The organism is Pseudomonas sp. DC3200b2, assembly GCF_049895785.1.
Classification (GTDB): domain Bacteria; phylum Pseudomonadota; class Gammaproteobacteria; order Pseudomonadales; family Pseudomonadaceae; genus Aquipseudomonas; species Aquipseudomonas massiliensis.
Genome location: NZ_JAFCTA010000005.1, coordinates 275,919 through 288,941 on the forward strand (window position 1 = coordinate 275,919; position 13,023 = coordinate 288,941).

Consider the following 13,023-nt stretch of genomic DNA (forward strand, 5'->3'; position numbering starts at 1 on the left):
TTGTGTTCAGGCCCCGGCCGCGGGGCAATAGGCGTTCGCTGTCAATGGCAGCCGTGGGCACGAAGGTGTCGTTTTCAGCCAAGCGCCACGCGTTCTGGCAACGCGATGACCTTGCAACTGGCCTGGTCCGCGGCCTAGGCGAGGGGGGCAAGAGCGGTCAGTAACAGCACACCACAGCGGATCAAACGGGTCATGGGCGAGCTTCTTCGGCATGGTGTTATGGGAAAGGGCGTCTACGCGCCTTGAAATCAGGCTACGCCCCCGCTTGCTGGCACATTCGCACGGCGGCGACCGCCACTTGCACATTGCCAACCGCTGCGCTATTACACAGCCATTCAAGCGGAGCCTACGCCATGCCCAAGGTGTTCCATTTCCTGCTGCTCCCCGGTTTTTCCGCCTTGGGCTTCATCAACGCCACCGAACCGTTGCGCGTGGCCAATCGTTTCTGCCCAGGGCTTTACCATTGGCGAATCCTGAGCCTGGAGGGCGGCGCCGTGCTGGCCAGTAATGGCATGTCGATCAATGCCGATGCCGGCCTCGAAACCTTGGAGCGTGGCGCGACCCTGTTCGTGGTGGCCGGTTTTGAGCCACTGAAAGCCTTCTCACCGACCTTGCGTGCCTGGCTTAGGCGGGTGGCCGCGGCCCAGGGCACCCTCGGCGGCATCGATACCGGCGCGTTCGTGCTGGCCGCGGCCGGGCTGCTGGACCAGGCTCGGGTTACTCTGCACTGGGAGGCGTTGGATGCCTTCCGAGAGCGTTGGCCGCAGGTTCAGGTTACCCAGGAGCTATTCGAGATCGATGACCACCGCATTACCTGCGCGGGTGGCACCGCCTCTATCGACCTTATGCTGGACCTGATCAGCCAGGCCCATGGCAGCGCATTGGCAATCCAGGTGTCCGAGCAGTTCGTACTGGGGCGGATCCGGCCGCGGCAGGACCACCAGCGCATGGCCCTGGCCTCGCGCTACGGCACGCGCAATAAGAAGCTGATGCAGGTCATCGCCGCCATGGAGCAGCAAACTGAGCCGCTGCTGACCACTGCCGCGCTGGCTGAATCCGTGCAGGTCACCCGGCGTCAGTTGGAACGGCTATTCCGCCTGCATTTACAGGACACACCCAGCAATTTTTATCTTGGCCTGCGCTTGGACAAGGCGCGTCAGCTGCTGCGCCAGACCGACATGAGCGTGACTGAGGTGAGCATTGCCTGCGGCTTCGAGCTGCCGTCCTATTTTGCCCGACGCTACAAAGGGCGCTTCGGGCGACCGCCGCGAGACGATCGTTCGTTGTCTGGCTAAGCCGTGCTATTCGAGGGCGGCTTGTTCGAAGGCCTGCAAGCGATGTTCGATATAGGGACGCTGAGTTTCGAATCGGCCTGGGTTCCAGATCCCTTCCCAGCGCGTGCGTGCTACAGGGAGCCGCGTTTTCGGCGCTTGCGGGTCGGGCGACCCTGAGGTCTGGACCAGCCGTAGCCGCGCTGGCGCGTCGGTAGGTAGCTGTATCCGGGCTTGCAAGTGGGTGGCGATGTTCGTATCACTCACAGAGGGTGGTAATGGCTGCGTTCCATCTGACCGAGTACGAATCACATGGCCGACCAGGCTCTTGAAGCGGGTATTGAGCCTTTGTCGATCGGGCATTTGGCCTAGGAACACCGCTTTCCAGATGTCGGCCGTCGGCGTATAGACCACGTTGAGCTGCTCCCGGGATGCCGGGTCCCAGCCGAAGAGCTGCAACTGTTGGATGAGCGCTTCCAGCCAGCCTGGGGCTGCCTTCTCCGGGTGATGGGCGCTTGTGGCGAGCAAGGTCGCCAGGCGCAACGTCGCCAAGGCATCTTCATACAGGGGCGATGTAGGCGGTGGGGTGATCATCGCGGGCCTCCAGCGTGAGGGCGCCGTCTCAAGGAAACGGCGCTTGCAGGCCAGGTCAGATGTCCAACCCCAGGATATCGTCGGCCTGGGACGCCAGCTTACGGTTCACCGCGTCGCGAAGAGCGTCGAACTGCCGGCGGCTGAAGGTGCCTTGCTGAGAGGCTCGGTACACCCGTGTCGATCCCTTTTCCAATTGCCTGGACAGTGCTTCGCCGGCGGTCAGAACACGGTCATAGGCGATCTGGAAGCTTTTCATGTGCATGATGGGCATACCTTGTGGGCTGATTTCGCAGTCCACAGCCTGGAAGGTACTGGATCGGCCCGAGACGCTGGTGGTGGAGCGTTCGAACAGCCCTCGTGCCGCTGGGGCCTGATCGATGAAGCCCAGGCCGCGCCGCAGGCAGCGGGCCATGCGGTGGTGTGGGCCGAAATCGCGAACGATGAGGCCGACCGCGATATCGGCCAGGGTCGATCTTTCCTGCTCCATGGCTTCCTCGGTGTGGGCCGCGCCTGTCATGGTCCAGCCCAGCTTGGCCAGGCCATTGGTATAGTAGTTGTACCACTCGCGCTGCTGGGTTTCCTTGTCGAAGGCTTTCTCTGACGACAAGCCAATCAACCGCATGCTGGCGGCAACGTCTTCCGCCACTTCCCCAGGCACGTTATCGGCAAAGATGCAGACGGTATTGCCGATCAGCAGCACGCGTTCCTCACCTTCCTTCTTGAGCGCCTCGATGGCTTGCTCCATGGGGGATTTAGGCATCGGCAACTGGCTCACGAACGCTTCGGTAGTCATGGTTTCCATTCCTTGATGTGAAAGGGCAAAAGAGTGCCCCGGCCTGTATCGACCCCTTGCAGGTCGCGGGCACTATGGCGGGAATGGTAAGCAGCGGTAACCGGCAAGCGGTTCCAGGCGCCTGATCCGGAGCCTGGCGGGCGGTGGCGACGAGCCTGGGGGTTATTGATCCGGTGCGTCGTTCTCGTCGCCCTGGGTGCCGATGGTCTGCAGGTACTCGCTACGCTCATCGCTGCGTTGCGCCATGCAGTCGTTAAGGGCGGTCTGGCTGGAGTTGCCGTCCTTGTCAGCCTCGAGCACCTCGACCGCGCAATCGGCGTCGCGCAGTTTGCGCCAAAGGTCCTGGGCGGCCTTGACCTTGGCCAGGTAATCCTTGAGCAGCGCGGGCTGGTCGCCGTATTGCGCGCTGATCCGGGCATTGAGGCCATTGTAGGCGTCGTTGAGCTCACTCTCGGCGGTTTTGCGATTGTACACCGAGCACTCCAGGCTCTGCTGGCTGGTTTCCACGTTGTCGCAAGGGGTGGGGCCGTCGTCATCGGCCTGCGCGCCCATTGCGATCAATGCCAGTATCCCTAACCACGCTTTCATTGCCACGCCCCTTGGGAATGTAGGAAAGAATTCAGCAATTTTGGCTGAAGGCACAACTGATTAACAGCCTGCCCCCAATGTTTCACTTATTCCTGCGTCGGTTTCAAGACACTGATCCTGGCAGTTCTGCTAGCTGGACCCTCTACCACCGCCATGGTGTTCTGGGATTTCATTCTCACCACGGAACCCAGTCGATGATGACGCTTTTCAGGAGACGGCCCTCTCGCAAGGGCGACGACACAAAACGGCCAGTTGCCTGGTTGATGTTCATGTATTTTTTGAGCAACGTCGCAGTAGCGGGCGTGGCAGAAGAACGCAGGTTGTTCGAGCTGCAACCTATGGATCGGAATGAAATTCAGCAGAAAGGGGCAGGGGGCGGCTATCTTGCGACACTGCTCAGCAACCCTGCTGTACAGGATATATGGTTGATAAATGCGCAACCACAACTAGTGGCCGCCAGCAGCCCAGACCTCGAGCTGCCAATGCCCAATGGCAAAAGCGTAAGATTCGCCCTTGAGCACTTCAGCGATGCCTTTGACGGCATGCAAGGATGGCAAGGCGGCATACTTCGTGCTCCGCAGGCTTCAACTGCCTTGCCCTCTGAAATAAAGGTCGATCCGTTCAACACCATTTCCATCGTCAGGGATGGCGACAAGCTGGTGGGCAGCCTCCGAGTAGATGGCCAGCTTTACCATCTGGAATACCTGAGTCCAGGACAGCATGCACTGGTGAGAGTGGACGAGGCCAAGCTGCCGCCCGAGGGCGAGCCAATCTCCAGTCCTAAAGGCGATAACCTAGGCCTGCCCCTTGGCGCCCCAAAGAGCGCACACAGCACCATTCGGTTGCTCATGGTGACTACGGATTATCCAAGGGAACGAGACCCGGCGATACATGCCAGGATCGTCCAGGCAGTGGAACAAGCCAACGCTGTATTGCGCAATAGCCAAGTGGACATCACTTATGAAATAGCAGCGATATACGATGCGGACTATGACGAGACTACGAAAACGGATATAGAAATACTGAACGAGGCTGCAAACCCGCAGGTGCCGTTTGGCAAAAACTTGGCAAAAGTGCGTGAAGTTAACCGCGCGGATGTGGTCGTAGTGATTTCCGATAAAGGAAATGTTTGCGGCAGGGCATACCGCAATGCCAACAAGACAAACGCATTTGCCATCGTGATGTGCTATGGCTCATTGGGCCACGAGCTGGGTCACACCCTGGGAGCGGACCATAACTGGGCGCCGGGTAATGCCCCAGGCAGCCCTCCCTATATGTGGGGCTACAAGCTACCAGCCGGGCGATTCAGGACTCAGATGTCCGCTGATTGCTCTCCCTCCTGCCCGCAGCTTGGTCATTTTTCCAACCCTCGCCTGACTTATCAAAAGGAGCCTCTTGGAACGGTCGAGCATAACGACGTCGCGCGACTTCTCAACGAACGCAGGGAAGCGGTAGAAGACTTTTATCCTTCACCCGATTCATCCGTGGTCGTTGAGCTCTTCGAAGGCCGAAATTTCACTGGTCGCTCTTGCCCCATCGTTTTAAGCCGAAACGAAACGAAAACGATCACGGAAAGCGGGCCGGATTGTGCCGATATGGGCGCTAGAGTCCAGTCAGCCCGGATAATCGGGGCCCATGAGGCTGTCAGGCTTTGTTTCAAGGCGGCGGTAGGGAACCCCGCTGCCGCTTGCTATAGCAACATACGGTCTGGTGATTACAGCATCAAGGTTTTAGATAGCAAACAGGACCTGCCCGAGGGTGTTTTCATCGAGCAGCTCAGCCCACCGGTGTTGGGCAATATTCGTCGTTTGGAATACCGCTGATAGATGCACGACAGCCGGGCCGACTGCCCGTAGGCTCGGTCTGTTCTATGTCCTTGACGCTTTCGGCAATCCCCCGGTCGTTTTTGCATCCGGGCCCCCTGGCGTGGGGGCATATGCTGGCCCGAAAGCGCCGGCGAACGATCCGGCGACCGCTGACAAGGGGAACCGCCTGATGAGCCCAGCCATGAGCCCAGCCGAACTGCACGCCGACAGCATCGTCATAGACGGGCTGATCATCGCCAAGTGGAACCGCGAGCTGTTCGAGGACATGCGCAAGGGGGGGCTTACCGCCGCCAATTGCACCGTGTCGGTGTGGGAGGGCTTCAAGGCCACCTGCGACAACATCGCCGCTAGCCAGAAGCTGATCCGCGAGAACAGCGACCTGGTGATGCCGGTGCGCACTACCGCTGACATCCGTCGGGCCAAGGAACAGGGCAAGACCGGTATCCTGTTCGGCTTCCAGAACGCTCACGCTTTCGAGGATCAGCTGGGCTACGTGGAACTGTTCAATCAGTTGGGCGTGGGCATCGTGCAGCTGTGCTACAACACCCAGAACCTGGTGGGCACCGGCTGTTATGAGCGCGACGGCGGGCTGTCGGGTTTTGGTCGCGAGGTGGTGGCCGAGATGAACCGCGTGGGCATCATGTGCGACCTTTCCCATGTGGGTTCGAAAACATCCGAAGAAGTGATTCTCGAATCGAAGAAGCCGGTCACCTATTCCCATTGCCTGCCCCTGGGCCTGAAGGAACATCCGCGCAACAAATCCGATGCCGAGCTCAAGTTCATCGCCGACCATGGCGGCTTCGTCGGCGTGACCATGTTCGCGCCCTTCCTGGCCAAGGGTATCGATTCGACCATCGACGACTACGCCGAGGCCATCGAGTACGTGATGAACATCGTCGGCGAGGATGCCATCGGCATCGGCACGGACTTCACTCAGGGCCATGGTCAGGACTTCTTCGAGTACCTGACCCACGACAAGGGTTACGCCCGGCGGCTGACCAACTTCGGCAAGATCATCAACCCCCTGGGCATTCGCACTGTGGGCGAATTCCCCAACCTCACCGAAACGCTGCTCAAACGCGGTCATGGTGAGCGGGTGGTGCGCAAGATCATGGGCGAGAACTGGCTCAACGTGCTTGCGGACGTCTGGGGTGAATAGGTAATTCCCGCCGCAACACCCCTGCAAGCGACTAGAACATCTTTTGACTGGAGCTAAGTTCCATGGCCAAGCACGCCCCCGAATTGCCCATCGAAGTCGACAGCGAGACCGGCGTCTGGACCACCGACGCGTTGCCCATGCTGTACGTGCCGCGACACTTCTTCGTAAACAACCACATGGCGATCGAAGAAGCGCTGGGCGCCGACGCCTATGCCGAGATCCTCTACAAAGCCGGCTACAAGTCGGCCTGGCACTGGTGCGAGAAGGAGGCCGAATGCCATGGCCTGGAAGGGGTAGCGGTATTCGAACACTACATGAAACGTTTGTCCCAGCGCGGCTGGGGGCTGTTCAAGATCCAGGAAATCGATCTGGATAAAGGCACCGCCAGCGTGAAGCTGGAGCACTCGGCGTTCGTTTACGTCTACGGCAAGGTCGGGCGCAAGGTGGACTACATGTTCACCGGCTGGTTCGCCGGGGCCCTGGACCAGATCCTGGCGGCGCGTGGCAGTAGCCTGCGCACCCGGGCTGAACAAGTGTACGGAGGCTCCGAAGCGGGCCACGACGACGGCCTGTTCGTCGTCAAGCCGTTGTAACCCCGAGGACCGTGCCATGGCTTTCGAAGCGATGTTCCAGCCGATCCAGATCGGCAAGCTCACCATCCGCAACCGGGTGCTCAGTACCGCCCATGCCGAGGTGTACGCCACCGATGGCGGCATGACCACCGAACGCTACGTCAAATACTACGAAGAGAAAGCCAAGGGTGGCATCGGCCTGGCCATCTGTGGCGGTTCCTCCACCGTGGCCATCGACAGCCCTCAGGGCTGGTGGAAGTCGGTGAATCTGTCTACCGACCGTATCATCCCGCATTTTCAGAACCTGGCCGACGCCATGCACAAGCATGGGGCCAAGATCATGATCCAGATTACCCACATGGGCCGCCGCTCTCGCTGGGATGGCGAGCACTGGCCGACCCTGATGTCGCCCTCCGGCATTCGCGAGCCCGTGCACCGGGCCACCTGCAAGACCATCGAGTCCGAAGAGATCCTGCGCGTGATCGGCAACTACGCCCAGGCGGCCCGGCGCGCCAAGGCCGGCGGCCTGGATGGCGTGGAGCTGTCGGCCGTGCACCAGCACATGATCGACCAGTTCTGGAGCCCCCGGGTCAACAAGCGCACGGATGAATGGGGTGGCAGCTTCGAGAACCGCATGCGCTTCGGCCTTGAGGTGCTCAAGGCGGTACGTGCCGAAGTGGGCGATGACTTCTGCGTGGGCCTGCGCATCTGTGGCGATGAATTCCATCCCGACGGCCTGAGCCATGAGGACATGAAGCAGATCGCGGCCTACTACGACGCCACTGGCATGGTGGACTTCTTCGGCGTGGTGGGTTCCGGATGCGACACCCATAACACTCTGGCCAACGTGATTCCGAACATGAGCTATCCGCCGGAGCCGTTCCTGCACCTGGCGGCCGGCATCAAGGAGGTGGTCAAGGTCCCGGTGCTGCATGCCCAGAACATCAAGGACCCCAACCAGGCGACCCGCATCCTGGAGGGCGGCTACGTGGACATGGTCGGCATGACCCGAGCCCATATCGCCGACCCGCATCTCATCGCCAAGATCAGGATGGGCAAGGTCGACCAGATCAAGCAGTGCGTGGGCGCCAACTATTGCATCGACCGTCAGTACCAAGGGCTGGACGTCCTCTGCATCCAGAACGCGGCCACCTCTCGGGAATACATGGGTGTGCCCCATATCATCGAGAAAAGCAGCGGGCCCCGACGCAAGGTGGTCATCGTTGGCGCCGGCCCCGCTGGCCTCGAGGCTGCGCGGGTGTCGGCGGAGCGGGGCCACGATGTGACCCTGTTCGAGAAAAAGGAACAACTCGGCGGGCAGATCACCATCGCCGCCAAGGCGCCCCAGCGTGACCAGATCGCCGGCATTACCCGCTGGTACCAACTGGAATTGGCGCGCCTGAATGTGGACCTGCGCCTGGGTACGGCGGCGGATATCGACACCCTGATGGACCTGCGCCCGGATGTGGTCGTGCTGGCCAACGGTGGCCATCCCTTCGTGGAGCAGAATGAGCATTGGGGCGCCGCCGAGGGCCTGGTGGTGAGCAGTTGGGACGTGCTCGACGGCAAGGTCGCGCCGGGCAAGAACGTGCTGGTGTACGACACCATCTGCGAGTTCACGGGCATGTCCGTGGCTGATTTCCTGGCGGACAAAGGCAGCCAGGTGGAAATCGTCACCGACGACATCAAGCCCGGCGTGGCCATGGGCGGCACCACTTTCCCCACGTACTACCGCAGCCTTTACCCCAAGGAAGTCATCATGACCGGGGACCTGATGCTGGAGAAGGTCTACCGCGAAGGCGACAAGCTGGTGGCATTGCTGGAGAACGAGTACACCGGCGCCAAGGAAGAGCGGGTAGTGGACCAGGTGGTGATCGAGAACGGCGTGCGCCCGGACGAAACCCTCTACTACGGCCTCAAGGAGGGCTCGCGCAACAAGGGGCAGATCGACGTGGAAGCCCTGTTCGCCATCGAGCCACAACCGGCGCTAAGCCAGCCGGGTGAGGGCTACTTGCTGTACCGCATCGGCGACTGCGTGGCCCAGCGCAACGTGCACGCGGCCATCTATGACGCCCTGCGGCTGTGCAAGGATTTCTGATACCGCCGCCTTCGAACGCGCGTATCGGTGGGAGCTAGCGCGAGCTAGCGAATAACGCCCAAAGGCGTCAGCACATTCGCCAGCTTCGCTGGTTCCCGCCGGGGCCCGTGTTGCTTGGTTTTGCCGGAGGCCTTTGTGCCATGCTGAAGACCATTCTCCCCATCCTGCTGTTCACCGCCCTGGCCTTGACCCTGCTGGGCGCGACTCGCCGCGTGGCCTTGTGGCGCCAGGGACGGCGCGCGAAGGTCAGTCTTCTAGGCGGCTTGTTAGCGATGCCCCGGCGTTACCTGGTGGATCTGCACCATGTGGTGGCGCGGGATCGGTATATGTCCAATACCCACGTGGCCACCGCGGGCGGCTTCGCCCTGGCGGCGGTGTTGGCCGTGGCCGTGCATGGCTTCGGCTGGCATCACCGAGTGTTGGGCATCGCCTTGCTGGTCGCCAGCGCAGTGATGTTCTGCGGCGCGCTGTTCGTTTACAAGCGCCGTCTGAACCCGCCGGCGCGTCTCTCCAAAGGGCCCTGGATGCGCTTGCCCAAGAGCTTGCTGATGTTCGCCGGCAGCTTTTTTATCGCCACCTTGCCTGTAGCGGGGGTATTGCCTGTCGATTTTGGGGGCTGGGTGTTGGCGGCACTGCTGGCACTAGGCGTGCTTTGGGGGGTGTGCGAGCTGTTCCTCGGCATGACCTGGGGCGGGCCGCTCAAGCATGCCTTCGCCGGTGCCTTGCACCTGGCCTGGCACCGTCGGCCTGAACGTTTCGGTGGTGGGCGCTCCAGTGGCCTGAAACCCCTGGACCTGACGGACGCCGCCGCGCCGCTAGGGGTGGAGAAACCCAAGGATTTTACCTGGAACCAACTGCTGGGCTTCGATGCCTGTGTGCAATGCGGCCGCTGCGAGGCCATGTGCCCGGCGTTCGCCGCTGGCCAGCCACTGAACCCCAAGAAACTGATCCAGGACATGGTCATCGGCCTGGCAGGCGGAACCGACGCGCGCTACGCCGGCAGCCCCTATCCCTCGGCTGACGGCAAGGGCAGGCCCTTGGGTGATCACGGCGGCAATGCCCACCAGCCTATCGTCGATGGCCTGGTCAGCGCCGATACCCTGTGGGCATGCACCACCTGCCGCGCGTGTGTGGAAGAGTGCCCAATGATGATCGAGCACGTGGATGCCATCGTCGACATGCGCCGTCACCTAACCCTGGAAAAGGGCGCGACGCCCAACAAGGGCGCCGAGGTGCTGGAAAACCTGATCGCCACGGACAACCCCGGCGGCTTCGCTCCCGGCGGACGGCTGCACTGGGCTACGGATCTGGCGCTGCCCCTGATGGCTGAAGTGAAACAGGCCGACGTGCTCTTCTGGGTGGGCGATGGAGCCTTCGACATGCGCAACCAACGCACCTTGCGTGCCTTCGTCAAGGTGCTCAAGGCCGCCGCGGTGGACTTCGCCGTGCTGGGTGTGGAAGAGCGTGACAGTGGTGACGTGGCTCGTCGCCTGGGTGATGAGGCTACCTTCCAGCTTCTGGCCAAGCGCAACATCCACAGCCTTGGCCAATACCGCTTCAACCGCATCGTGACCTGCGACCCCCACAGCTTCCATGTGCTGAAGAACGAATACGGGGCCTTCGGCGGACATTATGAGGTGCATCATCACAGCACCTACATGGCCGACCTGATGAGCGCTCAACGCTTGACCTTGACGCCCTATCGAGGCGGCAGCGTGACCTACCACGACCCTTGTTACCTGGGGCGTTACAACGGCGAGTACGAAGCACCGCGCCAGGTGCTGCGTGGCCTGGGCATCGAGGTGAAGGAAATGCAGCGCTCAGGGTTCAGGTCTCGTTGCTGCGGTGGAGGCGGGGGCGCTCCTATCACTGACATTCCCGGCAAGCAGCGTATTCCGGACATGCGCATGGGCGACATTCGCGAAACCGGCGCCGAGCTGGTGGCAGTAGGCTGCCCGCAGTGCACGGCCATGTTGGAGGGGGTGGTCGCCCCTCGTCCGGAAATCAAGGACATTGCCGAGCTGGTGGCTGACGCGCTGGTGGAAGCGCCAGCGGCGGTGGCGACGCCGCGGGCCAGTGCCCGCGAAATAGCGGAGGTGAACTGATGAGCCAGTTTCTACGGCGGGACCCACGCGCCGAGTGGATCGCCCGCAATCGCTTGCACCCCTTGCATGGCAGCCTGCAACCCCAGCAGGCGGCATGGCAGGGCCCTTCAGGCGTGGTGCGCAAGAACCCCCATGCGGTGGGTTTCATGGGCCCCAACGGCATACGTCGCATCGATCGCAGCGGCGCCCAGCAGGGGGGGAACCTACGGCGTATCGCCCAAGCCGAGCCGCAGCTACCGTTGCGCAGCATACCGGCGCCGACGTTCCTCGTGGCGGTGGTCCCAGATCTGGTTGGCGGCCGTCTGAGCAGTCATGATCGCGACCTTCTTGGCTTGGCCCGGCGATTGGCTGGAAAAGAAGGGGCCGTGCTGGCGATTGTGTTTGGCGAGCACAAGGAGCCGGCATTCGACACCGCCGGGGTGGACCGGCTGCTGACCCTCAGCGGCGCGCAATACAACGGGTACGCGCCCGAGCAGCGAGTGCAAGCCTTGCAAACGGCGGATACTGAATTCAACCCTCGTTACTGGCTGATGCCTGACAGCCATGACGGCGGCGGCGAGTTGGGGCGGCGCCTGGCGGCGCGCCTTGGCGAACGCCCCGCGACCCGGGTTTGGCAGCTCAAGGATGGATTGTGTCAGGGCCGTGCCGGCGCGGGGCAGCACGACCTGACGCAGCCGCTGCCTCGCTTTATCCTGGCCGCCGCCGAGTGTGCCGAGCCCGTGGATGACGCCCGTCATGAAGCCTTGCCGGTGACCCTGGCATGCCCCGTAGCCCGCACGCTCGGACGTATCGAGGATGCTGGCGCGGTGGCCGTCGACCCCGCTGCCATTCCCATGGCCGAGGCCGAATTCATTCTTTCCGGCGGAAACGGGGTCAAGGACTGGCCACTGTTCCACCAGGCCGCGGTATCGCTGGGAGCCACCGAAGGTGCTTCCCGAGTGGCCGTGGACGACGGCTTCATGACCCGGGAGCGGCAGGTAGGGGCCAGTGGCACCTGGGTTACCGCGCGGGTGTATGTGGCCGTCGGGATCTCCGGCGCCATCCAGCATTTGCAGGGTATCGGCGCCTGCGACAAGGTGATCGCCATCAATCAGGATCCGGCCTGCGACATGGTCAAGCGCGCCGACCTCTCGGTGATCGGTGACAGCACGGCGCTGTTGCTGGCGCTGATGAACGCCGTGAATGCCTGGCGCCGTGGCGCCGAACGCAACGCTGCCTGAGGCTCTGTAGATGAGTACCCAAATCGTGACCTTGGTATCGGTGGGCGCCCACCCCACTTCCGGACGTCCCCGTCGCGCCGAGCAGGATGCTCGCGCCCTGGAGCTGGGCTTGCGCCTGGCCGGTGAACACCTGCGAGTCGTACACGCTGGCGACCCGCGGCAATCTGTGCTGCGTGACTACCTGGGCATGGGCGTGGACAGCCTGGACGTATTGGAACAGCCCGCCGGGGCTGATGCCTTGCCCGGCCTGGCCGATTACTTGCGCGACACCGGCGCGCAGCTGGTATTGACCGGCAGCCAGGCCGAGACCGGCGAAGGCTCGGGCATGCTGCCTTATCTGCTGGGTGAGCGCCTTGGCTGGCCAGTAGTGGTAGGCCTCGCTGAAGTGGAGCGCATCGAAAATGGTGTGGCGCAGGTGCTACAGGCGTTGCCTCGGGGGCAGCGTCGGCGCTTGCGGGTACGCCTACCCATGGTCGCGACCGTGGACAGCGCCGGCCCCAAGCCTCGGCAAAGCGCCTATGGTCCGGCCCGCCGTGGACGGCTCCAGGCACAGGAAGTGGAACTGGTCGAAGACAGCTTGCTGGCCCATGCCGAACTCGAGCCCGCCCGGGCGCGGCCCAAGCGGCTCAAGGTAATCAAGGCCAAGAGCGGGGCGGACCGCATGAAGGCCGCCACCGCCAAGGCCAGCGGCGGCGGTGGCAAGGTTCTGAAGGGCGTGACCCCGGAGGAGGGGGCGGCGGCGATCCTGAAGTTGCTGGTCGAGGAAGGGGTAATGCGTCGATCGCCGTAACCGCCCG

At 62.4% G+C, this 13,023-nt stretch carries 11 protein-coding genes; 8 read left to right on the plus strand and 3 right to left on the minus strand.

The annotated features are described in order from the left end of the window. Nucleotides 1–353 precede the first annotated feature (353 nt). The gene (locus ACP691_RS16460; protein WP_426151411.1) at nt 354–1,295 is read left to right on the plus strand and encodes a GlxA family transcriptional regulator; all 942 of its coding nucleotides are present in this window, start codon (nt 354–356) and stop codon (nt 1,293–1,295) included. Between the two features lie 6 nt (nt 1,296–1,301). Here ACP691_RS16460 and ACP691_RS16465 read toward each other — a convergent pair whose 3' ends face one another. The 3 genes from ACP691_RS16465 to ACP691_RS16475 form a co-directional block, all read right to left on the minus strand. Next, nucleotides 1,302–1,865, minus strand: coding sequence for a hypothetical protein (locus ACP691_RS16465; protein WP_426151409.1), 564 nt, complete (start codon nt 1,863–1,865; stop codon nt 1,302–1,304). Nucleotides 1,866–1,920: 55 nt separating this feature from the next. Then, complete coding sequence (locus ACP691_RS16470) at nt 1,921–2,658, minus strand: hypothetical protein (RefSeq protein WP_426151407.1); 738 nt, start codon at nt 2,656–2,658, stop codon at nt 1,921–1,923. A gap of 162 nt (nt 2,659–2,820) precedes the next feature. After that, nucleotides 2,821–3,246, minus strand: a complete 426-nt coding sequence (locus ACP691_RS16475) for a lysozyme inhibitor LprI family protein (RefSeq protein ID WP_426151405.1) — start codon at nt 3,244–3,246, stop codon at nt 2,821–2,823. 194 nt (nt 3,247–3,440) lie between these two features. Here ACP691_RS16475 and ACP691_RS16480 point away from each other — a divergent pair, with 194 nt between their 5' ends. The 7 genes from ACP691_RS16480 (at nt 3,441) to ACP691_RS16510 (ending at nt 13,016) form a co-directional block, all read left to right on the plus strand. Next, nucleotides 3,441–5,069, plus strand: coding sequence for a zinc-dependent metalloprotease family protein (locus ACP691_RS16480; protein ID WP_426151403.1), 1,629 nt, complete (start codon nt 3,441–3,443; stop codon nt 5,067–5,069). A 184-nt stretch (nt 5,070–5,253) separates the two neighbouring features. Beyond that, nucleotides 5,254–6,231, plus strand: a complete 978-nt coding sequence (locus ACP691_RS16485; protein ID WP_426151401.1) for a dipeptidase — start codon at nt 5,254–5,256, stop codon at nt 6,229–6,231. Nucleotides 6,232–6,293: 62 nt separating this feature from the next. Then, nucleotides 6,294–6,824, plus strand: coding sequence for a DUF5943 domain-containing protein (locus ACP691_RS16490; RefSeq protein WP_426151399.1), 531 nt, complete (start codon nt 6,294–6,296; stop codon nt 6,822–6,824). A 16-nt stretch (nt 6,825–6,840) separates the two neighbouring features. After that, entirely contained in the window at nt 6,841–8,901 is a 2,061-nt protein-coding gene (dgcA, locus tag ACP691_RS16495; protein WP_426151397.1) for a dimethylglycine demethylation protein DgcA, read from the plus strand. Nucleotides 8,902–9,041: 140 nt separating this feature from the next. Next, nucleotides 9,042–11,006 (plus strand): dimethylglycine demethylation protein DgcB, encoded by a 1,965-nt coding sequence (gene dgcB / locus ACP691_RS16500; protein ID WP_426151395.1) that lies wholly within the window; start codon nt 9,042–9,044, stop codon nt 11,004–11,006. Further along, on the plus strand, nt 11,006–12,226 hold the full coding sequence (locus tag ACP691_RS16505; RefSeq protein WP_426151393.1) for an electron transfer flavoprotein subunit alpha/FixB family protein: 1,221 nt from the start codon (nt 11,006–11,008) through the stop codon (nt 12,224–12,226). The genes dgcB and ACP691_RS16505 overlap by 1 nt, the downstream gene beginning before the upstream one ends. Nucleotides 12,227–12,236: 10 nt before the next feature. Next, nucleotides 12,237–13,016 (plus strand): electron transfer flavoprotein subunit beta, encoded by a 780-nt coding sequence (locus tag ACP691_RS16510; RefSeq protein ID WP_426151391.1) that lies wholly within the window; start codon nt 12,237–12,239, stop codon nt 13,014–13,016. Nucleotides 13,017–13,023 lie beyond the last annotated feature (7 nt).

Coding starts and splice junctions, on each gene's coding strand:
- ACP691_RS16460 (WP_426151411.1), top strand. CDS start 354: ATGCCCAAGGTGTTCCATTTCCTGCTGCTCCCCGGTTTTTCCGCCTTG.
- ACP691_RS16465 (WP_426151409.1), bottom strand. CDS start 1,865: ATGATCACCCCACCGCCTACATCGCCCCTGTATGAAGATGCCTTGGCG.
- ACP691_RS16470 (WP_426151407.1), bottom strand. CDS start 2,658: ATGACTACCGAAGCGTTCGTGAGCCAGTTGCCGATGCCTAAATCCCCC.
- ACP691_RS16475 (WP_426151405.1), bottom strand. CDS start 3,246: ATGAAAGCGTGGTTAGGGATACTGGCATTGATCGCAATGGGCGCGCAG.
- ACP691_RS16480 (WP_426151403.1), top strand. CDS start 3,441: ATGATGACGCTTTTCAGGAGACGGCCCTCTCGCAAGGGCGACGACACA.
- ACP691_RS16485 (WP_426151401.1), top strand. CDS start 5,254: ATGAGCCCAGCCGAACTGCACGCCGACAGCATCGTCATAGACGGGCTG.
- ACP691_RS16490 (WP_426151399.1), top strand. CDS start 6,294: ATGGCCAAGCACGCCCCCGAATTGCCCATCGAAGTCGACAGCGAGACC.
- dgcA (WP_426151397.1), top strand. CDS start 6,841: ATGGCTTTCGAAGCGATGTTCCAGCCGATCCAGATCGGCAAGCTCACC.
- dgcB (WP_426151395.1), top strand. CDS start 9,042: ATGCTGAAGACCATTCTCCCCATCCTGCTGTTCACCGCCCTGGCCTTG.
- ACP691_RS16505 (WP_426151393.1), top strand. CDS start 11,006: ATGAGCCAGTTTCTACGGCGGGACCCACGCGCCGAGTGGATCGCCCGC.
- ACP691_RS16510 (WP_426151391.1), top strand. CDS start 12,237: ATGAGTACCCAAATCGTGACCTTGGTATCGGTGGGCGCCCACCCCACT.